General features: G+C 59.0%; 14 protein-coding genes and 1 riboswitch. Of the genes, 11 read left to right on the top strand and 3 right to left on the bottom strand.

The features are described 5' to 3' along the window. The first annotated feature begins 8 nt into the window (after positions 1–8). Positions 9–2,444, top strand: a complete 2,436-nt coding sequence (locus B9A24_RS03520; RefSeq protein ID WP_084443791.1) for a penicillin acylase family protein — start codon at positions 9–11, stop codon at positions 2,442–2,444. A 75-nt stretch (positions 2,445–2,519) separates the two neighbouring features. Here the strand turns inward: B9A24_RS03520 and B9A24_RS03515 are convergent, their stop codons facing one another. After that, positions 2,520–3,302, bottom strand: a complete 783-nt coding sequence (locus B9A24_RS03515; RefSeq protein WP_084443790.1) for an alpha/beta fold hydrolase — start codon at positions 3,300–3,302, stop codon at positions 2,520–2,522. Between the two features lie 193 nt (positions 3,303–3,495). After that, a complete protein-coding gene (locus tag B9A24_RS03510) occupies positions 3,496–3,882 on the bottom strand; it encodes a winged helix-turn-helix transcriptional regulator (RefSeq protein WP_200813857.1) in 387 nt (128 codons plus the stop codon). A gap of 252 nt (positions 3,883–4,134) precedes the next feature. Between B9A24_RS03510 and B9A24_RS03505 the strand changes: the two genes are divergently transcribed. From B9A24_RS03505 to B9A24_RS03470, 8 genes are all read left to right on the top strand, one after another. Further along, positions 4,135–5,280, top strand: coding sequence for an alkene reductase (locus B9A24_RS03505; RefSeq protein WP_084443789.1), 1,146 nt, complete (start codon positions 4,135–4,137; stop codon positions 5,278–5,280). A 224-nt stretch (positions 5,281–5,504) separates the two neighbouring features. Next, on the top strand, positions 5,505–6,437 hold the full coding sequence (locus B9A24_RS03500) for an SDR family oxidoreductase (protein WP_084443788.1): 933 nt from the start codon (positions 5,505–5,507) through the stop codon (positions 6,435–6,437). Between the two features lie 231 nt (positions 6,438–6,668). Further along, the gene (locus B9A24_RS03495; RefSeq protein ID WP_084443787.1) at positions 6,669–7,286 is read left to right on the top strand and encodes a gluconate 2-dehydrogenase subunit 3 family protein; all 618 of its coding nucleotides are present in this window, start codon (positions 6,669–6,671) and stop codon (positions 7,284–7,286) included. Positions 7,287–7,375: 89 nt separating this feature from the next. Next, complete coding sequence (locus tag B9A24_RS03490; RefSeq protein ID WP_084443786.1) at positions 7,376–9,049, top strand: GMC family oxidoreductase; 1,674 nt, start codon at positions 7,376–7,378, stop codon at positions 9,047–9,049. A 311-nt stretch (positions 9,050–9,360) separates the two neighbouring features. Continuing rightward, a complete protein-coding gene (locus B9A24_RS03485; protein ID WP_200813858.1) occupies positions 9,361–10,701 on the top strand; it encodes a family 1 glycosylhydrolase in 1,341 nt (446 codons plus the stop codon). Positions 10,702–10,820: 119 nt separating this feature from the next. Further along, positions 10,821–12,254, top strand: coding sequence for a M16 family metallopeptidase (locus tag B9A24_RS03480; RefSeq protein ID WP_084443784.1), 1,434 nt, complete (start codon positions 10,821–10,823; stop codon positions 12,252–12,254). A 126-nt stretch (positions 12,255–12,380) separates the two neighbouring features. Next, entirely contained in the window at positions 12,381–13,772 is a 1,392-nt protein-coding gene (locus B9A24_RS03475; protein ID WP_084443783.1) for a M16 family metallopeptidase, read from the top strand. Positions 13,773–14,154: 382 nt separating this feature from the next. Beyond that, positions 14,155–14,568 carry a hypothetical protein gene (locus B9A24_RS03470; protein WP_084443782.1) on the top strand — a complete coding sequence of 138 codons (414 nt, stop codon included), beginning with the start codon at positions 14,155–14,157 and terminating at the stop codon, positions 14,566–14,568. Between the two features lie 94 nt (positions 14,569–14,662). Here the strand turns inward: B9A24_RS03470 and B9A24_RS03465 are convergent, their stop codons facing one another. Further along, on the bottom strand, positions 14,663–15,598 hold the full coding sequence (locus B9A24_RS03465; protein ID WP_084443781.1) for an isoaspartyl peptidase/L-asparaginase family protein: 936 nt from the start codon (positions 15,596–15,598) through the stop codon (positions 14,663–14,665). 498 nt (positions 15,599–16,096) lie between these two features. Here B9A24_RS03465 and B9A24_RS03460 point away from each other — a divergent pair, with 498 nt between their 5' ends. Together B9A24_RS03460 and metH are read left to right on the top strand one after the other, a co-directional pair. Then, entirely contained in the window at positions 16,097–19,234 is a 3,138-nt protein-coding gene (locus tag B9A24_RS03460; protein WP_084443780.1) for a T9SS-dependent M36 family metallopeptidase, read from the top strand. 135 nt (positions 19,235–19,369) lie between these two features. Continuing rightward, a riboswitch (SAM riboswitch) is annotated at positions 19,370–19,477 on the top strand. Between the two features lie 71 nt (positions 19,478–19,548). Then, entirely contained in the window at positions 19,549–23,262 is a 3,714-nt protein-coding gene (metH, locus tag B9A24_RS03455) for a methionine synthase (RefSeq protein ID WP_084443779.1), read from the top strand. The last annotated feature ends 9 nt before the right edge of the window (positions 23,263–23,271 follow it).

Below are 23,271 nucleotides of genomic sequence, written 5' to 3'. Positions count from 1 at the left end.
ATTGCTTTATGGCCTGGATAAAAGCCCTGCTGACTCTGCTAATCAGTATCATGCTTACCTGGGTGCTGAACACCAAGCTGGGCGACGCGCCCCCTTTCGGCAGGTTTTTGAGCCCGTTCAGGGGCTTTTGGCAAAATGCCGAGGCCGCGACAGATAAACCAGCTCAGCAGGAGCTGACCTTAGCCGGCCTGCAGGCGCCCGTACAGGTGCGCTTCGATGATAAGCGCGTGCCCCACGTTTTTGCCCAAAACGACCACGACCTGTACTTCGCCCAAGGCTACCTTACGGCCCGCGACCGGCTCTGGCAGATGGAGTTTCAAACCCACGTCGCGGCCGGCCGCATCTCGGAAATCGTAGGCGAGAGAGCGTTGGAATACGACCGGTTTCAGCGGCGCATGGGCTTGCCATTTGGGGCCCGGAAGTCGTTGGAAGTGATGATGACCGACGCCACCACGCGCACGGTGCTGGAGGCCTATTCGGCGGGCGTAAATGCCTATATCAACAGCTTGTCGGACAAGACGCTTCCCTTCGAGTACAAGCTGCTGGATTACAAACCTGAACCCTGGCAGCCGCTGAAATGCGCCTTACTGCTCAAGCTCATGGCCTGGGACCTGAGCGGCCGCTCCGATGATCTGCGCCTGTCCAACGCCTTGAATAAATACGGCCCCGGTATCGTAAACGACCTTTTTCCCAACTATCCGACCCGCGAAGACCCCATCGTGCCCGTCGGTACGCCCCAGGATTTCCAGCCTGTGCCGGTGCCGGCCACGCCGCCTACATTCGCGGCGGCGTTGTCGGAGAAAGTGCCGGCGCGGGAGCCCGACGCGGATCTGGGCTCCAATAACTTCGCAGTCAGCGGCGCTAAGTCGGCCTCGGGTTTTCCGCTGCTGGCCAATGACCCGCATTTGCAGCTGAATCTGCCCAGCATCTGGTATCAGATTCAGCTGATGGCCCCCGGCGTGAACGTGTACGGGGTTACCATTCCGGGCTCGCCCCTGGTTATTATTGGCTTTAATGGGCAGGTGGCCTGGGGCGTGACCAACGTGGGGGCCGACGTACTGGACTGGTATCAGCTCAAATTCAAGGACAACACCCGGCGCGAGTACTGGCACGACGGCCGCTGGAAGCCGGTACGGCGGGTGGTAGAGCGCATCCGGGTGCGCGGCCGCCCCGACCGCCTCGATACGGTGCTCTACACTCACCACGGCCCCGTGGTGTACGACCACGACGAGAAAGTTTTCAACAAGCAGACGCCCATCCGCCACGCCCTGCGCTGGACGGCCCACGAGGGCGGCAACGAGGTGCGGGCTTTTTACGGCCTGAACCGGGCCCAGAATTACGCGGACTATACCGCCGCCCTCCAATACTACGCCTCCCCGGCCCAGAACTTCATCTTCGCCAGCGCCCAAAACGAGGTAGCCATCTGGCCCAACGGGAAGTTTCCGCTGAAATGGGCCAATCAGGGCAAGTTTATTTTGGATGGCACCAATGCCGCCCACGACTGGCAGGGCTGGATTCCGGCCGCTCACAATCCGCACATCCGCAACCCGGCGCGGGGCTTTGTCAGCTCGGCCAACCAGTTTCCGGCCGGCCCGGACTATCCGTATTATCTGGGCTGGTCGTTTGCGACCTGGGAGCGTGGCCACCGCATCAACGAGCGCCTGTCCGTCATGCAGGGCGCCACGGCCGACAGTTTGCGCCTCTTGCAGCTCGACAATCTTAATCTGAATGCCCAGCTGATGCTGCCGCGAATGCTGGCTTTGGTGCAGCCGCAGCAGCTATCGGCCGCCCAGCGCCGCACCTACGACACCATGCGGCGCTGGAATTATTTCTACGACGCCGGGGCCATCGCGCCCAGCGTGTTTGAGCTCTGGTACGGCAATTTGGTAAAGTGTCTCTGGGATGATGATTTTGGCACCGCCGCTACCGGCCTGGAAATGCGCTACCCGCCCCGCGACCGGACCAATAACCTGCTATTAACTCAAGACACCAGCCGCTGGATCGACGACCGGCGCACGCCCCGGCGCGAAACCCTGCCCGAGCTGGTGCAGGCTTCCTTGCGGTTTGCCACCGATTCGCTGACCCGCAAATTTGGCCCCCGGGGACCGAAATGGCGCTGGGCCAACCAGAAAAGCACCGACATTCTGCACTTGGCCCAGCTCAAGGGCTTCGGCCGCCTGGACCTAGATGTGGGCGGCGGGGCGGCCATCGTAAACGCTATTTCGGAGCGCAACGGACCCTCCTGGCGCATGGTGGTGGCCCTGGGGCCGCAGGTGCGGGCCTACGGCGTATTTCCGGGTGGGCAGAGCGGCAACCCCGGCTCGGCGCACTACGATGATATGATCGAAACCTGGCGCAAGGGTGAGCTGAACGAGCTGATTTTCCTGCGCAAGCCCGATGAGCAGCACCCACGGGTAAAAGCGGCGATGGCACTGCGGCCGTAGGGGTGCGTGGTACGCGCCCGTCGTTGTTTAGGTGCTTAAGAAGGTCTTTATCCGCAAGTACCACCCGTCGGTCGTTCAATCAAACAACGACGGGCGCGTACCACGCGCCCCTATGGCTACAAACTCCCGTAGCAGCGCGGCTACTTCCCGCGGTGCTTCCAGCGGCAGCAGGTGTCCGGCACCACCGATAATCTCCAGAGGTGTATCGGGGGGCAAATGGGGTAGGGTTTCCAGGCCATGTAAGGAGGGCGACATCACGGCATCGGCGTCGCCGGCGAGCACCACGGCCGGCACGTGTAGCAGGGGCATCAGGGCCAGGATATTCTCGCGGCTGCCATGCAGCAGCCACGCCTCCCAGGCCGCGCGAGTCGTCCGCAGATTATCCTCGATGACCTGCGCCTGCATAGTCTCTGACAACGGACGAGCCGTAATGCGGGCCAGCGTGCGGGCGGCGGCCTCGGGGTTGCCGTAGGCGTGTAAGGACGCGGTGCGCTCCTCATCTGTCATGGGCTCCGGGGAAGGCGGTGAGGGCGAAAGCAGGACGATGCCGAGCAGGCCGGCGGGCTGCCGAGCAGCCAGGGCCAGGGCAATTTTGCCTCCCATGCTATGCCCAACCAGTATATAGTTACTCAGCTTCTGCTCCGCAATGTAGTTGGCTACAGACTCAGCGTAGGCGGCTACGGAATAACCGCTCGCCGGCGCGGGCGCTTCTCCAAAACCGCCCAAGTCAGGCGTGAGGCAGGTATACTCGGGCGCTAGCTCGGCGGCTACGGCGGCCCACTCCCGCCCCGAGCCCGCCCAGTAGTGCAGACAAACGAAGGTGGGCGCGGCAGCGACGGAAGGGGGTGGCAGGAGCATAGGCGGGCGTTGAGACGTGTAGCCTACCTACGCAACTTTGCCCCGCAATGGCCAAAATGCCCCCCAGCGCCCTACGGCTCCATCGTGGTTTGTATTTTACCTCAAGTTGCGGACTATGGAGCTAGAACTAGTTCCCCTCCTCAGATGAGGAGGGGAACTAGTTCTAGCTCCATAGTCCGCAACTTGAGGCAGTTTACTCAACCGCAATCAACTTTTCGGCGGATACTTCCGGGCAAGTAACCTCTTCCGCGCCCAACTTCTCGCGATGCAGGTAGCCCCACTCGCGCAAGGAACGCAGCACGGGGCAGAGCGTCTGGCCGTGGGCGGTGAGGCGGTATTCTACTTTGGGCGGCACCTGGGCATACACGCGCCGGTTCACGAGGCCGGCTTCTTCCAGTTCCTTGAGCTGCTGGGCCAGCATTTTCTGCGTCACTTTCGGAATGAGCCGCTTCAGCTCGCCAAAGCGCAGAGTGCCGTGCTCAGCCAGGTACGAGAGAATAAACACTTTCCATTTGCCCCCCAGCACGTCGAGCGCGGCCGTAATCGGACATATCGGCGAATTCTTCGGCTTTACCATCATTTTAAATTATTGACTATCATCAATAGTTTCAAAAAGGTACCTGCATTACTTTACGGTACCTACTTGACAAATGTATCCTATTGACGAGACCTTTGCAAGCCCCAATGATATGCGGGAACTGAGGTGCACGCGCCCCAGCAACCGAGAAGTCAGGCTTAACATTCTCTCTTACCAAGTGGTTTGGCAAGACGCGCCTGGTGGCTAAGCATCACATTTGCTTTCTTTTTTTTTACTCAATCATTACCCACTTTCATGTCATCCTCAACCAAACAGCTTTTCACGCCCTTCCAATTAGGCGCTCTGTCCTTACCCAACCACCTCATAATGGCCCCCATGACGCGGAGCCGCGCCAACAACGACGGCAACGTGCCCACCGCCTCTACGGCCGAATATTACCGGCAGCGGGCCTCCGCGGGCCTTATTATTACCGAAGGCTCCCAGGTGTCGCCCCAGGGTGTGGGCTACGTGTTCACACCGGGCATTCACTCTGCGGCGCAGGTAGCCGGCTGGAAGAAAGTAACCGACGCGGTACACGCCGCCGGGGGGCGAATTTTTATTCAATTGTGGCACGTAGGCCGCATTTCGCACCCTTTCTTCCACAACGGCGAGCTGCCCGTGGCTCCATCGGCAGTGAAGCCCACCGACGTAATGGCCTACACGGCCAATGGCATGGAAGAAATTCCAGCCCCGCGCGCCCTGGAGTCGAGCGAGATTGCCGGCGTAGTCAATGACTTCCGCCAAGCCGCGCAAAACGCGAAAGACGCTGGCTTCGACGGCGTGGAGATTCATGGGGCTAACGGCTACCTGCTCGACCAGTTTATCCAGGACGGCACCAACCAGCGCACCGATGAGTACGGGGGCAGCGCGGAAAACCGCGCCCGTTTCGTGCTGGAAGTAGTAGAAGCCGCCGCCGAGGTATTCGGGGCCGACCGCGTGGGCATTCGGTTGTCACCGACCGGCAACGTGGGGGGCATTTCTGACGTCGACCGTCTGGGTACGTTCAGCTACGTAACCGAGCAGCTGAATAAGCTGGGCCTGGCTTATCTGCACGTTATTGAGGCCCTGCCCGGCCACTCCATGGCGGCCAAGCCAGGCCAGGAGCCGGTAGGCCCCTACCTGCGCGAGATATTCGATGGTCCATTCATCCTGAATGGCGGCTACACCCAAGAAACAGCCGAAGCTGCTCTGGAAAACAACGAAGCCGACCTCATTGCCTTCGGTGTGCCGTTCATTGCTAACCCCGACTTGGTGGAGCGCTACGAGCAAGGCGCCGCCCTCAACACGCCCGACCAGGCCACCTTCTACAGCGGCGACGACAAAGGCTACATTGACTATCCATCGTTGGAGGAAGCCGAAGCCACGGAAGCCTCGCCCAAGCAGGACATCGTGAATTATTAGTAGCGGCTCAGCTGATTTTTCTAAAAAACCCCGCTTTGGAGCACTCCAGAGCGGGGTTTTGTGTAGAGACGCGTATTCGCGTCTCCATCGTTGAGCGAACGGAACCGCGCTTATCAAACAATGACCGCGACGATGGAGACGCGAATACGCGTTTCTACACTCCTTGGTGGCTACCCTAGCCCAAATTCTGCGTAAGGAGTAGCTCATCACTACTCCGTCCTGCTATGGCTACCAAGAAAGCTTCCGCCCCCGCCAAAACATCCCCTACCAACGCTGCCCCTACGCCGATTGATCATCCCACGGCTAAGGACATGAAAAAGCACGCGCAGAAGCTGCCCTACCCCGCCAAGCAAGCCGATATGAAGCTCCAGCCCGGCATGAGCTTCGCGACTTATCGGGCTGCAAACAAGCTGGGGGGCAAAATTGCCCTCATCACCGGTGCCGACTCCGGTATCGGGCGGGCGGTGGCCGTGGCTTTCGCGATGGAAGGTGCCGACGTGGCCGTACTCTACAACGAAAACGACGCCGACGCCGCCGAAACTAAACGCTTGGTAGAAGCGCAGCAGCGCCGCTGCCTCCTGCTCCGCCTCGACGTGCGCGACCCGGAGCAGTGCCGCCAGGCCGTGCGGCGCACCCGCGCCGAGCTGGGCGGCCTGCATATTCTAGTGAATAACGCGGCGTACCAAATGGCCCAGGAAAAGTTTGAGGATATAAGTGAAGAGCAGATTCGCCGCACCTTCGACACCAACATTCTCGGCTATATCTGGATGGCCCAGGCTGCCCTGCCGCATATGGAAAGTGGCGACTGCATCATCAATACCGGCAGCATCGTGGGGCTTACCGGCAACCCTTTGCTCATCGATTATACCGCTACCAAGTCGGCTATTCATGCTTTCACCAAGTCGTTGGCTACTCACCTGGGCGAGCGGAATATTCGGGTGAATTGTGTGGTGCCCGGCCCCGTCTGGACGCCTAATATTCCGGCCACCATGCCGATTGAGGAAATTGAGAAGTTTGGCTACGAGGTAGCACTTCAGCGCCCCGGCCAGCCCGAAGAGCTGGCGCCCGCCTATGTGCTACTGGCTTCTCAGGACGGCTCTTTCATGACCGGCAGCTTAATGCACGTCACGGGGGGCAAATTATCCAGCGACCAGTAACGCCAACCGAAGGACAGCGGAGCTAAGCTCCAGCTTGGTGCGTCGTTGGTAGTCGCTTACCTGTCGCGCGAACTGAAAGTTCGCGCGACACCCACTCCGTCCTACGGCAACCAGACAGCTAGCTCAACAGTTAAGCACTAGGAAGGCGGCACAAAGTGATAAGCGCAGTGGGAAGTTTTGGCTTCCGAACAGTTTACTACCCGTAGCTTCCTTTATCAGTTGCTTTTGCCCATGACTTCTCCTCACTATCCTGATGGTACCGTGCGTGGCTTGCTCGCTACCGAACTCGTCAGCGAAGCCACCCGCACGGCTCTCCAGGCCCGCCTCGACGCGCCACTCTACGAGCCCCAGTTTCTGGAACCCGCTACCTACGATTTGCTGCGGGCCGTGGCCGCCTGCCTCTTTCCCCAACCCGACCGCCCTGAGGCCCCTATCGAGCTAGCCCCCGGCGTAGATCAGCGCCTGGCTGCTGGCCGTAGTGATGGCTGGCGCTATGATAGTATGCCCCCCGACCGCGAGGCGTATCGGCTGGGCCTGGGGGGCATCAATCAAAGTGCTCAAGTCTTGTTTCAGCAGGAGTTCCGGGCGCTTTCTCTAGCTGAGCAAGCCACCGTGCTCCAGCTGGTGCAGGAAGGCAAAGCGCCCGGCGAGGCGTGGGAAAAGGTACCCGCAGATCGGTTTTTTGAAGAAATACTGGCCGAGTTAACGGAGCTGTATTATGCTCACCCATTGGCCCAGGAAGAAATTGGGTACGTGGGCATGGCCGACGCGCCCGGCTGGACGCGACTGGGTTTAAACGAGCTGGAGCCCCGCGAACCGGAAGCTATTTCACCCAAATCAGTATTGTAAAAACGGGCTAACTCAACCCGGAAGCGTGGCTCTTTGCTCCTTCTCAACTTACGATTGAACACGCTGCGGCGTATTTCTCAAAGACCCTTATGCCCGACGAAGAAGTAATAGAAGAAGGCGTGTTGAACCCGCTGAAGCAGGAAGTGCAGGATCCTTTGCTAAAGCAGCTTATGCAGGAGTCGGCCCTTGAGCCCGAGCCCCAGCCCGCCGAAATTCCGCTGCCCACCGATGAGGTTGACTGCCTTGTTATCGGCACCGGAGCTGGCGGTGCGCCGCTTCTGGCGCGGCTGGCTATGGCTGGGCTGAAAGTGGTGGCGCTGGAAGCCGGCCCCTGGCACGATCCCAAAACCGATTTTGCCACCGACGAGAAAGCGCAGGAGTTTCTCTTTTGGAACGACGAACGCCTTTCCGCGGGCAAAGACCCCATGGCTTTCGGCAAAAACAACTCCGGCACCGGCGTGGGCGGCTCCACTCTGCACTACACCGCCTACACTCCCCGCGCCCAGCCCGATGACCTGCACCTGCACCGCGACTTCGGCCTGGGCGTCGATTGGCCGTTTGGCTACGAGGAGCTGGAGCCGTATTACGAGGAGTTGGAGCATTTCCTGGGCATTTCGGGCCCAACGCCCTACCCCTGGGGACCCAAGCGCCGCCGTGGCTATCCGCTGGCTCCGCTGCCGCTCAATGGGGCGGCGCAGCTCATGGAACGGGCGTGTCAGCAGCTTGGCATCCAGACGTCGCCGGCGGCCAACGCGGCCTTGTCGGCGCGCTACTACCAGGAGGGCGTAGGTTGGCGCGAGGCGTGTACCAACCGCGGCTTCTGCCAGGCCGGGTGCAGCACCGGGGCCAAGGCCAGCATGGACGTCACGTTTCTGCCCCTGGCCGTGGCCCACGGGGCCGAAATTCGCCCCAATTGCTTCGTCACTGAGATTGAACGCGACGAGCAGGGGCGCGTAACGGGCGTGGTATACGAGCACAACGGCATTACCCAGCGCCAGCGGTGTCGTCATTTGTTTATCTGCGCTGGGGCGGTCGAGACGCCGCGTCTGCTACTGCTCAATGAGTTGGCCCTGAGTAGCGGCCACGTAGGGCGCAACTTTATGGCGCACGTTGGCGTGCAGGTGTGGGGCACCTTCCCGGAAGATATCCGACCCTACAAAGGTATTCCTGGGGGGCTAATTTCCGAGGATACCCACCGACCGCCGGATGCCGACTTCGCGGGCGGTTATCTGTTGCAAAGCATTGGGGTGATGCCCGTTACGTTTGCCGGCCAGGTAGTGCGGGAGCGCAAGCTCTGGGGGGCAAAACTGCGCGACTACATGCGCAACTACAACCACATTGCCGGCATCAACATTCTGGGCGACTGCCTGCCCCACGAAGACAACTTCCTGGAGCTGGCCGAGGAAAAAGACGCCCGCGGCCTGCCCAAGCCGCGCCTGCACTTCACCAACCACGAGAACGAAATTCGCATGAACCGCCACGCCGAGCAGCTTATGCGCCGCATCTGGGAAACGGCCGGCGCCACCGATATCTGGGTGTTTCCGCGCTCGGCGCACGTAATAGGTACTGCCCGCATGGGTCTCTCCGGCGACGATGCCGTGGTAAACGCCGAGGGCCGCGCCTTCGACGTTCCCAACCTGTACATCTGCGACAACTCTTTGTTTCCCAGCGCCTTAAGCGTCAATCCGGCCCTCACCATTATGGCCCTGAGCCTGCGCACGGCCGACAAATTTTTGGAAAGTGAGCAAAGAAGAGACACCTGAACAACAAGTTCCCCTCCTTACTAAAGGAGGGGGTGCCACCGCGCAGCGGGGGCTGGGTGGTTGAGGTCGTTGTTTAGACATTTGGTTATTTAAACGAACATCATGCAGAGCGAAGCATCTCGCATACTGATACTAGGTTAGTATTCAAGGAAATATGCGAGATGTTTCGCTGTGCATGACCGCCTGGAGTTTATTCACGCTAAGCAACCAAACAACGTCCTCAACCACCCCCGTCTCAGCTTCGCTTCAACATCCCCTCCTCATCTGAGGAGGGGAGTTACGTTCTCCTAGCACCATCCAACGCACTCACTATCATGGCTAAAGGATTTTTAACCCACATCACCGAAAAGTTCGGCGACGGCGGCTACGAGGGCGACCAATACGGTGGAGCCGGCGGCAACGACGGCAGCGGCTTGCCTACCGGCGCGCCCGGCAATTTCATGTTTGCCACCGGCATCGAGTGCTCCTACCCCACCATCGACAACGGGCGCACCCGCCGCGACTTACTGGCCGAGTGCGGGCACTACGACAATTGGCAGAAAGACTTACAGCTCGTTAAGGACCTGGGTCTGAAAGTGTTGCGCTACGGCCTGCCGTATTACAGCATGCACAAGGGTCCCGGCCGCTACGACTGGGGATTTGCCGACCTGGTGATGGCAGAGATGCAGCGCCTGGAAATCACGCCCATCCTGGATCTGCTGCACTTTGGTGTGCCCGACTGGCTGGGCAACTTCCAGAACCCCGAGCTGCCGGTGCATTTCGCCGCGTTTGCCGGCGCCGTGGCCAAGCGCTACCCCTGGGTGCGCTACTACACGCCTATCAATGAAATCTTCGTCACGGCCCGCATGAGTGCCAAAGACGGGGCGTGGAACGAGCAGCTGTGCACCGATAAAGGCTTCGTGACGGCCATGAAGCACCTGGTGGCGGCCAGCATTATGGCCAACCAAAAAATAGCCGAGCAGCGCCCCAACTGCATCATCGTGCAAAGCGAATCGGCGGAATATATCCATGAGCTGCGGGCCAGTCCGTGCGCCGAAATCAAGCTGGATAACAAGCTGCGCTTTCTGTCGCTAGACTTACTTTACGCCCATCACCCCGACGCCGACGTGCTCACATATCTGCTCGATAACGGCCTGACGCGCAAGGAGTACGACTGGTTTATGGCCGGCGAGCCGCCCGGCTACCAGATCATGGGCAACGACTATTACGGCCGCAACGAGAAGATCATTCTGCCCAACGGCGAAATCTGCACCAGCGTGGATGTGCTCGGCTGGTACAACATCACCCTGGAGTACTACCGGCGCTACCGCAAGCCCGTAATGCACACCGAAACCAACGTATTCGACGCTAAAGAAGCGCCTATCTGGCTCTGGAAACAGTGGGTCAACATCCTGCGAATGCGGCAGGAAGGCGTGCCGGTGCTGGGCTTTACGTGGTATTCCCTCATCGACCAGGTAGACTGGGATATCGGCCTGACGCGCAAAGTCGGCACCGTCAACGCCTGTGGCCTTTACGACCTTGACCGCAACCCGCGCCCGGTGGAAGAAGCATACCGACAGTTGTTGCGGGAGTACGGCCAGATTACCATCGTGCCCCACGGCGAGCTGTTTGAGGTAACCAGACAGCCCGCGACGCTGAAGGTAGAGGTGTAGCAGAAGAAGGAAAAGAGGAAAGCAACGGTCTGAGAAAGCTAAGCATCTATTATATAAATGCTTAGCTTTTCTTAATATCGCAGAACCGTAATCCTCTCATTTCCCAGCTCCCACTCCTTATGCTCTCATCAAGACGATTAATTCCCAGTCTGCTATTGGGTCTGGGGGGCATTTTGGCCCTGAATGCCTGTAGTCAGAAAACTACGTCGGGCGTGACAAGCGACCAAAAAGCCCCCCAGCCTGCGCAAGCAGCCAAGGTGGCTACTTATCAGGTGCCGGTGGATTATTTCACTCTTGATAACGGCCTGAAAGTGGTGCTCTCACCCGACAAAACCGCGCCTAAGGTTGTAGTGGCGGTATACTATGGAGTAGGCTTCCGCAACGAGCCGCGCAACCGCACTGGCTATGCACACCTGTTTGAGCACCTGATGTTTCAGGGCTCTCAGAACTTACCCAAAGGGGAGTTCGATAAGATTGTGCAGAGTAGTGGCGGGATCAATAACGGCTCCACGCGCTTCGATTTTACTAACTACTTCGAAATAGTGCCCTCTCACAAGCTCGAAACCTTACTTTGGGTAGAAGGTGACCGGATGCGCAGTGTGGCCCTTACGCCGGCCAGCCTGGAAAATCAGCAGGGAGTGGTAAAAAATGAGGTAAAGGTAAACGTGCTTAATCAGCCCTACGGCGGCTTTCCGTGGCTGGACATGCCCCAGTATGCCAACAAAAACTGGCACAACGCTCACAACTTCTACGGCGACCTGAAGGACCTCGACGCGGCGACCCTCGAAGATGCAGAGTCCTTTTTCAAGACTTTTTACGCGCCTAATAACGCGGCCCTGGTCGTAGTGGGTGACTTCACCCCAGCGGAAGCCAAAACCTGGATCAAGAAGTACTTCGATAGCATTCCCAAGGCCACTTTACCGGCCAAGGTAGACCTAACCGAGCCCCGTCAGGAGAAGGAGCAGCGCTTCACCAAAGATGACAAGCTGGCCACCAAGCCCGCCCTCGCCTTCGCCTACCATATGCCTGACAAAAACACGCCGGAGTACTACGCTATGGGCCTGCTCGACCAAATCTTAATCCAAGGCAAAGACAGCCGCCTGTATCAGGCATTGGTGCAGGAGCGCGGCTACACTGGTTCAGTAAGCGGCGGCATCAATTCGGGTTTGGGCAATATGTTCAACTACAACGGTCCCATGCTCTGGGATGGCAGCTTAGTGTATGACAAAAACGTCTCGACTGACTCGGTGGTGGCCGTACTGGACCGCGAAATTCAGAAGCTCGATAAAGAAGGCGTCAGCCAGGAATTGCTTGATCTGGCCATCGTGAAAATGCGCTCCCGTCTTTATGATCAGGTGAGCCAACTCTACGGTTTCGGGAAGGCCGATCTGCTGGCCAGCTTCGCTTTGTTTGAGAATGACCCCAAGCGCATCAACCAGCTGGAAAGCGAGTTTCGGAAAGTGACGCCGGAGCTGATACAGAAGACGCTGCGGGAGTATCTGCGGCCCACCAACCGGACGATTCTCACGATTAATCCACTAGCTAAGAGCTAGTTGTGCTTCGACTAACCCCAGGCAGCGCGAGCTGTGTGGTCCGCACTCTCAGAACGCAGGGGGGCTTTTTCCGATACTTGCCAAGCTCAGGTTAGCACTTCGCTCCAACTCCCAAAGACTTACCCCATGAAAAATATAGTTATCGGCTTACTAAGCGCCGCCTGCGCCCTCAGCGCTCCGGCCTGCGCCCAAAAACAAACCCCACCCGCCGGCGGCGTCCCCCGCGACTTCACGTTGCCCGCCAAAACAGAATTCACGCTGGATAATGGCCTGCAAGCCACGCTGGTACCTTACGGCGACATTCCTAAGGTAACGGTAAGCATGATTGTTCAGGCCGGCAACGTGCACGAGGGTGCCAACGAAACCGGCCTGGCCGACATCACGGGTCGCCTGATGCGGGAAGGCACCACCACTCTCTCCGCCAAGCAGATTTCGGAAAAAGCGGCTCGTATGGGTGGATCGCTCGATGTGTCGGTAGGCCCAAACCAAACCATAATCTCGGGTTCAGTGCTGTCGGAATACGCTCCGGAGCTGGTAAAGCTCATGGCTGACTTAGTACAGAACCCCGCTTTTCCAGCCACGGAAATAGAGCGAATCAAGAACGACTTTAAGCGCGAGACTAACCTGGCTCGCTCCCGGCCCGGCACTCAGGCGCGCATGAAGTTCACGATGGCCCTCTATCAAGGTCACCCCTACGGCCGCGACATGCCCACCGACGCCCAGATAAACGCCTACGGCCCGGAGCAGGTACGCGACTTTTATACTAAGCAGTTCGGCGCCCAGCGCACGGCGGTATACGCCGCCGGCAAATTCGATGAAAAGGCGCTGCGCGAAGCCGTTACGTCTTCGCTAAGCAGCTGGACTAAGGGTCCGGCTCCGCGTATCGAGATTGCCAAGCCCGTCACCAAAACCGACCTAATGGTGCAGGACCGGCCCGGCGCTCCGCAGTCTACGCTGGTCATCGGCCTGCCCGTCGTCGATCCTACCCACCCCGATTATACTCGTCTGCGGGTGATGAACTCGCTGCTGGGGGGCTCTTTCGGCTCGCGCATTACCCGTAATATCCGTGAGGACAAAGGCTACACCTATTCCCCCTCCAGCGGCATAAACGCCCGCTACCGGGCCGGCGAGTGGTCGGAAGTAGCCGACGTAACCACCGAGCACACGGGCAACTCGCTCAAGGAAATTGTCTACGAGATTGAGCGTTTGCAAAAAGAGGCACCTACGGAAGCTGAGCTGGAAGGTATCAAGAATTACGAGGCTGGCCTGTTTGTGCTGCGCAACTCTACCCCGGCCGGCATCATCGGCCAGCTCAACTTTCTTGATCTGCACGGCCTGCCCGACAGCTACCTGACCAACCAGGTAAAGGATATTCACGCCATCACGCCCAAGGAAGTGCAGGATGCGGCCAAGAAATACGTGCGCCCCGACGAGATGACGATTGTAGTGGTCGGTGATAAAAAGGTCATTGACCCGCAGCTGAAGAAGTTTCAGGCTGAGCGGAAGAAGGCGCTCTAATGCACGCTACGCGTTTTGAGAAAAGGCTGGCCCATGAGTCAGCCTTTTTTTGTAGGTACGGCTCGCGCAAAATTAAGCGCACCGTAAACAGACGCTCATGCGCCACTCGCGTGTCTAGTTAAGATAAGAGTAGTGCGCGAAGCATAGACAAGCTCAGCACGACGAGTTCACGAATCTCCAGACAGCTTCCTGGATTATGACATATGACAACACAAGGAAACAATATATAAGATCACCACTCTATTATGCCAGGGCGCTGAGGCTACTATTACTTACTAAAAAATCGGGCGCGGCAATAAATTGTCCTAACCGGAGATAATAGTACTTTTATCCCCCTTCCTGAAGTAGCGTCATTTAGTCCTGCCTCTTTCTATTGCTGCCTATGTTACCTGTTGCCCTGCGTGTTTATTTTGAGAATTCCGTTGGTCGTATTTTGGAGCACCCAGATGGCTATGCCGTGGTGCAATATCATGCAGGGACACGGGAAATAGCGTATTTGCAGGCCTTCCTGCGGCATGTCGGGCAACTTCTGAAGCTGCGCGGGTGGTATAAGATTCTGGGCGACCAGCGCCTGATGACGCCCTACACAGAAGAAGAAAGCCAGTGGATTACCGATTACTGGCTCTCGTATGAAAACCAGGCAAGAGAGATCTACGGGGCCGTAATGATGGCGACCGATGCCTGGGCGCAGCTGCCCGACAGCTATCGGCTGCAGGATGCTCAGGCCGGAGCAATGACCTATCGCCTGTTTGATAATGAAGCCGCTGCTCTCGACTGGCTGCACCAACGCCTTTAGAAGCTGTTGGCGTTAGCAAGTAGAGCACAGTTGCGAAAAAGCCCCCCAGGTGCTCTAATAGCGGTTTGGGAAAAGAAACTATGGTAGTCCTGCTTTATTCAATTACCATATTACAGACGTTGGTTTCGACTCGGCCATCGGCACTCATCAAAGCCCAAAAAAGCCCCCCGGTGCTGTAGGGCATCGCTACGTTGCCCTGCCGGTCGAGAGCGATAACGCCGCCCAGGCCACCGGCGGGGGCTACTTTATGATGAATGACCAGCTGAGCTGCTTCCTGTACGCTCAGGCCCTTGTATTCCATTAAGGCCGCGATGTCGTGGGCCACGGCGTGGCGGATAAAGAACTCGCCGTGCCCCGTACCCGACACGGCGCAGAGATGATTGGCATACGTGCCGGCCCCAATGAGCGGGGAATCGCCCACCCGGCCGAATTTCTTGTTTAACATGCCGCCGGTGGAAGTACCCGCCGCAAGGCGGCCGCCCCGATCCAGCGCGACGGCTCCCACGGTGCCGTATTTGGGAGTCGGCACGCTGGCTTCGGCCTGTTGCAGGGCTTGCCACTGCTGCCATCTCTCCTCAGTCCGAAACCACGCGGGGGGCACGATTTCCAGACCAGCAGTAGCGGCAAACTCGTCGGCGCCCGCCCCAGTGAGCAGGACATGAGCAGAGCGCTCCAGCACCGCGCGAGCGGCGGAGATGGGATTTTTCACCGTGCGTACTCCCGCTACCGCGCCGGCTAGCAGGGTGGCCCCATCCATGAGGGCCGCGTCCATTTCGTTTACGCCGGCGTGGGAAAACACCGAGCCCCGGCCAGCGTTGAATAAGGGCGAGTCTTCCAGCTGCCTGAGGCTGGTTTCAATGGCGTCGACGCTACTGCCGCCGCCGGCGAGCACGTCAAATCCGGCCCGCGCGGCCTCGTCCAGGGTGCGGGCATACGCAGCCTGCCGCGGAAAAGGGGTGCCAGGCGGATGCAAGCGGCCCGAACCGCCGTGCAGAAGAATGGTACAAGGAAAGGAATCTGCGGAAGGCATAGGCAGGGCTGAAATGCATGATGATCAGGTGGGAGAAAGGCTTTATGGCACCCTGATCAGCGCTAAAACCAGGGCTACTCGTTGTGCTTACTTGACTTGAAATGGCTGTTATCGGGCCAACGCCACCTGATGGCAATATAGTAGAGGGTTTTGACTCGCGCCCGGCAGGGCAGAACCGACAGCAGTAGTATTGAGGGTAGTCATCTGCTTCCTACGAGGAGGCGCTATTCACCTCAGTTATTCAGGAAGACAGCGCTATCTGCCAGGGGCTTAGCCTGATCGATTACGTGTTTCGTACCCGGACCACACCTCCTCCAGATGTCGCCGTTCCAGGGTAGCCTACTGTTTATGGATGCTCTGGCCAGTTGTTGAACTATTCAGGGAATATGTGGACTAACAGCGAAATGATAAAACCATACAGCCCATAAAAGCCGTACGCCTCTAAGCAAAAAGGTTTTAGTACGCGTGTAGCTCACTCTTTAATCACACTGTAAGTACATGAACAAACTCTTACTTCTCGTCTCCCGGATAACGCTGGTGGTGGCTATGCTGACCGCCTCTGGAGCTTCCTTTGGCCAAAGCAGTGGCAACTCCGCGAAGAAACCCATCCCGCAGGCGGCCCTGGACCATCTAAAAAAGAATCGTCAAGCCCTAGATCTGGCCGACGAAGACCTGGCCGACCTCGTGTTGAGCAGCCAAAGCACCAGCAAACGCAACGGCCTCAAGCACCTCTATATCCAGCAGCGCTACCAGGGCATCGACATTTACGGGGCTCTTACCACCGTCAACCTGACCAAAGACGACCAGGTAATTAACGTAGGCAACCGTTTCCAGAAGGATCTGGGCAAGAAGGTAAAGAGTAATCAGGCCAAGCTGGATGCGCCCGCCGCCGTGGCCGCCGCTGCCCGGCACCTTGGACTGACGCTCAAAGCGCCGCTGGCTTATCAGGAGCAAAGCCGTGAGCCCAACCGGGCCGCGCTGCTCAGCCCCGGCGGCATTTCCTTACGCCCTATTCCCGCCAAACTGCTGTATCAGCCCCTGGCCGATGGCCGGCTCGTGCTGGCCTGGGAGGTATCCATCTACGAGCTGGATGCCCGCAACTGGTGGAACGTCCGCGTAGATGCGGCCACCGGCGAGTTTCTGGATAAGGATAACCTCGTCGTGGAATGCACTTTTGAGAATGATGGTCCGGGGGGCAAAAGTCTCTCAGTTAGCCAGCCCGAGACGGCTCCGTTTTCTTTCTCAGCGGTGGCGGCTGGGCCTACGGCCAACGCCTACAATGTATTCGCTGTGCCTACCGAAACGCCCAGCCACGGACCGCGCGTCTTCGTTGGCACCGATGTGGCCGATAAAACAGCTTCGCCCATGGGCTGGCACACAGTAACATCAGGTGTTTCGTTTACTACTACCCGCGGCAACAATGTAAACGCCTACGAAGACCCGGACAATAATAACAACGCCGCCGGAATCAACTATAGTCCTAATCCCGGTCCTTCCCTGCTGTTTGACTACCCGGTAGACTTTTCCAAACAGCCGGTTACTTACCGCGACGCGGCCACCACCAACTTGTTTTACATGAGTAATATCATGCACGACATCTGGTACCAATACGGCTTTGACGAGGTCAGCGGCAACTTTCAAACTACGAACCCGAATGCGTTGGAAGGCCTGGGAGCCGACCAGGTAATGGCCGAGTCGCAGGATAGCCGCAACGTCATTGCCACGCGCAACAACGCCAACTTCGCTACCCCCATCGACGGGCAGGCTCCGCGCATGCAGATGTATCTGTGGAGCGGCGCGCCCGACCCGGAGATGTTCAGAGTAAGCGCGCCGGCTGGTATAGCTGGGACGTATCCGGCCCGTGAGGGGTCTTTTAGCAAGCCCCTCACGGCTACGCCGCTCACCGGCAAGCTGGTATTAGCCCAAAGTACGCCCCCCACAACGGCAGGCAAGAGCGAAGAAGGCTGCGCGGCCTTTACGAACGGGGCTGCCATCAGCGGCAACATCGCGGTGGTGTACCGGGGCAACTGCGGGTTTGCCGACAAAGTGCAGAACGCCCAGATTGCCGGCGCCATCGCGGTGGTGGTCATCAACAACGTAAGTGGCGGGCCTACCGTCATGGGTGGCGCACCGACCAACCCTACGCCAGCCATCGTTATCCCAGCGGTGATGATCAGCATGGAGGACGGCCAGCTTATTCGCCAGCAGCTCGACGCGGCTGCTACCGTAGAAGTAGCTCTCAAAAACAGCGGCGGCCTGCCTGAGCTGGATGGCGATTTTGATAACGGCATCATCGCCCACGAGTACGGCCACGGCATCTCGACCCGCCTAACGGGCGGCCCCAATAACTCCAGCTGCCTGCGCAACGCCGAACAGGGTGGCGAGGGATGGAGCGACTGGTTTGGGCTCATGCTGACCATGAAAACCGGTGATACTGGCCCCAAGCCCCGCGGCATAGGCACCTACGTGCAGAACCAGCCCACTACCGGGCGCGGCATTCGCCCCTCGCCTTACAGTACCGATTTTGGGGTGAACAACTACACTTACGCGGCCACCAACAACCCCGTCCTCACCCAGCCCCACGGCGTCGGCTTCGTATGGGCCACTATGCTCTGGGACATGACCTGGGCGTTGATTGACCAGTATGGCTTCGACCCGAACCTGTACACCGGCAAAGCCGGCAATAATCTGGCTATGCAGCTGGTAATCGACGGCCTGAAGCTTCAGGCCTGCAACCCCGGCTTCGTAGACGCCCGCGACGCGATTCTGGCTGCCGACCGCGCCAACAATAATGGCGCTAACCAGAAATTGATCTGGACTGCCTTCGCTAAACGCGGACTCGGGTTCAGCGCCCAGCAGGGACTAAGCACCAGCCGCAGCGACCAGGTGGAGGCGTTTGATTTGCCCCCCGTGTATTCGTGCACTGCCCCAACTATCGCAGTGCAGGCCACCTCGAACGTGAAGACTAATGGACCAGTGACTACTATTTACTTGGGCTACGGTCCCCAGAATGTGCAGCTGCAGGCCAACAGCATCAATACAGGTCTTGTCGGCTACACCTGGAGCCCCGCCGCGGGTCTGAGCAACGCAGCCGTCGCCAATCCTGTCTTCACGCCCACCGCGGCCGGCACCTACCCCCTGACCGTCACGACCACGAACAGCGCGGGCTGCCAGGCATCGGCCACGGTGACTATCACGGTCATCGACGTACGCTGCGGTCCCAACAACGATCAGGTGCTTGTTTGTCACAGCAAGACGAGCCGGTGCCTCAAATCCAGCGAGGTGTCCGTGCACATCAACCACGGCGACATGCTGGGCAACTGTGGCACCACCACGAACAGCTCTTCTTTTGCGGCCGAGGAGTCGGAAACGGATAGCGAGCTGACCAGCGCCCCGAACCCGGCCGTTGACGATAAAACGTCGGTTTCGTTCACCTTGCGCGAGGGCGGGACGTTCCGGCTGGAAGTGCTGAACATGCAGGGCACGGTGGTAGCGGTGCTGGGCGAAGGCTCCGGCAAAGCTGGCCAGCGCTTCACCTACGAGTTCGCCAAAGGCCGCCTGACTGGCGATCTGTTCATTGCCCACCTGATTACCGGTCAGGGTAACCGCTTCACGCGTCTGATCATGAAGAATTAAACTAGATTCTAGCGACTTTTCAACCCGGGTCCGTGCGAGTGCATGGGCTCGGGTTTTTTTGTTTTTAAGGCGCTGAGCGTTTTGTTGCTAACCAGCGCAAACTTTTTTACGCGTCTTGCTGTATCTTTGCCGAGCTACTTATCCAGAAAGACCGAGGGACTGGGCCCTGTGACGTCTTGGCAACCTGAGTAAAACAAGGTGCCAACTCCCATTTTGCCCCCCACGGGCAGAAGAAGATAAGTGCGGAGCCCTCATTTCGAGGTTCTCTTTCTGGATAGGCGGCGCTTAAAACGCCTGTATCTGAAGGAGACCTTATGAAAACGACTCGACCAGCCTCCCCCCTCTACGACATTCTCCAACAGCGCATTCTGGTGCTCGATGGCGCCATGGGCACCATGATTCAGCGCCATCCGCTGACGGAGGAGGATTTTCGGGGTGCGCGCTTCGCCGACCATCCTAAGCCTCTGCGCGGCAACAACGACCTACTCAGCCTGACCCGCCCCGATATTATCAGCGGCATTCACGCCGAGTATTTCGCCGCCGGCGCCGACATGGTGGAAACCAACACCTTCAGCGGCACCACCATCGCCCAGGCCGATTATGGTCTAGAGCACCTGGCGTACGAGCTGAACTACGAGTCGGCCCGCCTGGCCCGCGAAGTAGCCGACGAGTTTACGGCCCGCGAGCCGCACAAGCCGCGCTTCGTAGCTGGTGCCGTGGGGCCCACCAACCGTACCGCTTCGCTCTCACCCGACGTGAACCGCCCCGGCTTCCGCGCCGTGACCTTCGACGAGTTGGCTACTGCTTATCTGGAGCAGGTGCGCGGCTTGGTGGAAGGCGGCTCGGATACGCTGCTGATTGAAACCATCTTCGACACGCTGAACGCCAAAGCGGCGCTGTATGCCGTGCAGAAGTACTTCGATGAAGGCGGCAAAGTGGTACCGGTTATGATTTCGGGCACCATCACCGATGCGTCGGGCCGTACGCTTTCGGGGCAGACTGTGGAAGCCTTCTGGAACAGCATTAGCCACTTGCCGCTGCTGAGCGTAGGCTTGAACTGCGCCCTTGGGGCCGATCAGCTGCACGTCTATGTAAAAGAGTTGAGCCGCATTGCCGACGTGCACGTTTCGGCTTACCCGAATGCCGGTTTGCCCAACGCCTTCGGCGGCTACGACGAGTCGGCCCAGGAATTTGCGTCGGTAGTCGAGAACTACCTCAAGGAAGGCATAGTAACCGTGGCTGGCGGCTGTTGTGGCACTACGCCTCAGCACATTGCCGAGCTGGCTAAGCTGGCCGAGAAATACCAGCCGCGCCAGCTGCCGGAAGTACCCAAAGCTACTCGTTTAGCTGGTTTGGAGCCGTTTGGCATCACCCCCGATAGCCTGTTTGTAAACGTGGGCGAGCGGTGCAACGTAACCGGCTCCCGCGCTTTCGCCCGTCTCATCCGCACCGGCGCTTACGAGCAGGCCCTGCAAGTAGCCCGCGACCAGGTGGAAGGCGGCGCTCAGGTGATCGACGTGAACATGGACGAAGGCATGCTCGACTCAGAGCAGGCCATGACCACCTTCCTCAACCTGATTGCCTCTGAGCCCGACATCTCGCGGGTGCCGGTCATGATCGACTCCTCGAAATGGAGCGTGCTGGAAGCCGGTCTGAAGTGCGTACAGGGCAAGAGCATCGTCAACTCTATTTCCCTGAAAGAAGGCGAAGAAGTATTCAGGGAGCGCGCCCACACCGTGCGCCAGTATGGCGCAGCTATGGTCGTGATGGCCTTTGATGAGAATGGCCAGGCCGACTCTCTGGAGCGGCGCATCGAGATCTGTCGGCGCAGCTACGATATTCTGGTCAACGAAGTCGGTTTCCCCGCCGAGGACATCATCTTCGACCCCAACATCCTGACCGTGGGCACGGGCATGGAGGAGCACCGGAACTATGCGCTGGACTTTATCGAGGGCGTCCGCTGGATTAAAGCCAACCTGCCCGGTGCGCTGACCAGCGGCGGCGTCAGCAACATCAGCTTCTCTTACCGCGGCAACGACGTGGTGCGCGAAGCCATGCACACGGCCTTCCTCTACCACGCCATCCGCGCGGGCCTGGATATGGGTATCGTGAACCCCAGCCAGCTGGGCGTGTACGATGAGATTCCGAAGGACCTGCTGGAATTGGTAGAAGACGTGCTGCTCAACCGTCGCCCCGATTCTACCGAGCGCCTCGTGGATTTTGCCGAAACGGTGAAGCAGAAGGACAAGGTGGAAGTGGTGGCCGACGCCTGGCGCAGCCTGCCCGTGGCTGAGCGCCTGCAACACGCGCTGGTACGCGGCATCACCGAGTTTATCGACGAAGACACCGAGGAAGTGCGCCAGCAGGTAGGCCGGCCGCTGGAGGTGATTGAAGGGCCGCTGATGGCCGGCATGAACGTAGTAGGCGACCTGTTTGGGGCCGGCAAAATGTTCCTGCCCCAGGTGGTGAAATCGGCGCGGGTGATGAAGAAAGCGGTGGCCTACCTGGAGCCCTACCTGCTGGCCGATAAGCAAGGCTCGGAGCGGCAGACGGCCGGTAAAATCCTGCTGGCCACGGTGAAGGGCGACGTGCACGACATCGGCAAAAACATCGTGGGGGTGGTGCTGGCCTGCAACAACTTCGACATCGTGGACCTGGGCGTGATGGTGCCTTTGGAACGCATTCTGGACGAGGCCGTGAAGCAGAACGCGGATATTATTGGCCTGAGCGGCTTGATTACGCCCAGCCTCGACGAGATGGTGTATGTGGCCCAGGAGATGGAAAAGCGCGGCCTCAAAACGCCCCTGCTCATTGGTGGCGCGACCACCTCTCGCCTGCACGCGGCGGTGAAAGTGGCCCCCAACTACTCCGGCCCGATGGTGCACGTCCACGATGCCTCGCGCTCGGTGGGCGTGGCCGCCAGCCTGCTCGGCTCCAGCCACGAAACCTACGCCCAGGCCGTGCGCGACGAGTACGCCACCCTGCGCACCGACTATGCCGCCCGCCAGCGCGAGAAAAACTACCTGACCATTGAGGCCGCCCGCGAAAATCAGGCGAAGGCTGATTGGGAAACCACCCCGATTACCAAGCCAACTTTCCTCGGCACCAAAGTGCTCGACAATTACCCGCTGGCCGAGCTGGCCGAGTACATCGACTGGACCCCGTTTTTCCACACCTGGGAGCTGAAAGGGCGTTATCCGCGCATTCTAGAAGACGAAAACCTTGGTGAAGCAGCCACCAAGCTGTTTGCCGATGCCCAGGCCATGCTCCAGCAGGTTATCAGCGAAAACCTGCTCACGGCCCGCGCCGTGGTGGGCTTCTGGCCGGCCAATACGGTCGGCTACGACACCATCGAAGTGTACGCCGACGACCAGCGCGAGCAGCTACTAACCGAGTTTTTCACCTTGCGTCAGCAAAGCGAAAAAGCCCCTCAGGTACCCAATCTGGCATTCTCCGACTTCGTAGCCCCCAAGGAATCGGGCCGGCAGGATTACATCGGCGGCTTTGCCGTGACGGCGGGCCTGGGCATTGAAAAGCTCATCGAAAAGTTTGAGGCCGACCACGACGACTATTCCAGCATCATGATCAAGGCGTTGGCCGACCGCCTGGCCGAAGCCTTTGCCGAGCGCCTGCACCAGCGCGTGCGGGAGGAGTTCTGGGGTTATTCGGCCAATGAAAAGTTGACGAAGGAAGAGCTGATTCAGGAGAAATACCGCGGCGTGCGGCCCGCGCCCGGCTACCCCGGCTGCCCCGACCACACGGAGAAAGTCACGTTGTTTCAACTGCTCGACGCTGACCAGCAAACCGGTATTATCCTCACCGAAAACCTGGCCATGTATCCGGCCTCGTCGGTTAGCGGCCTCTATTACGCGCATCCCGATTCGCGCTACTTTGGCCTGGGCAAAATAGCCCGCGACCAGGTAGAGGACATTGCGCAGCGCAAAAATATGCCTATTGCGGAGCTGGAACGCTGGCTTTCCCCAAACCTCAATTATAATCCCACCAGCGTACCCGTAACGGCACTGTAAGCACGAAGC

Source organism: Hymenobacter roseosalivarius DSM 11622 (genome assembly GCF_900176135.1).
Taxonomy (GTDB): Bacteria; Bacteroidota; Bacteroidia; order Cytophagales; family Hymenobacteraceae; genus Hymenobacter; species Hymenobacter roseosalivarius.
The sequence above is the reverse complement of the archived record's forward strand: the minus strand, read 5'-3'. Positions and strand labels throughout refer to the sequence as shown.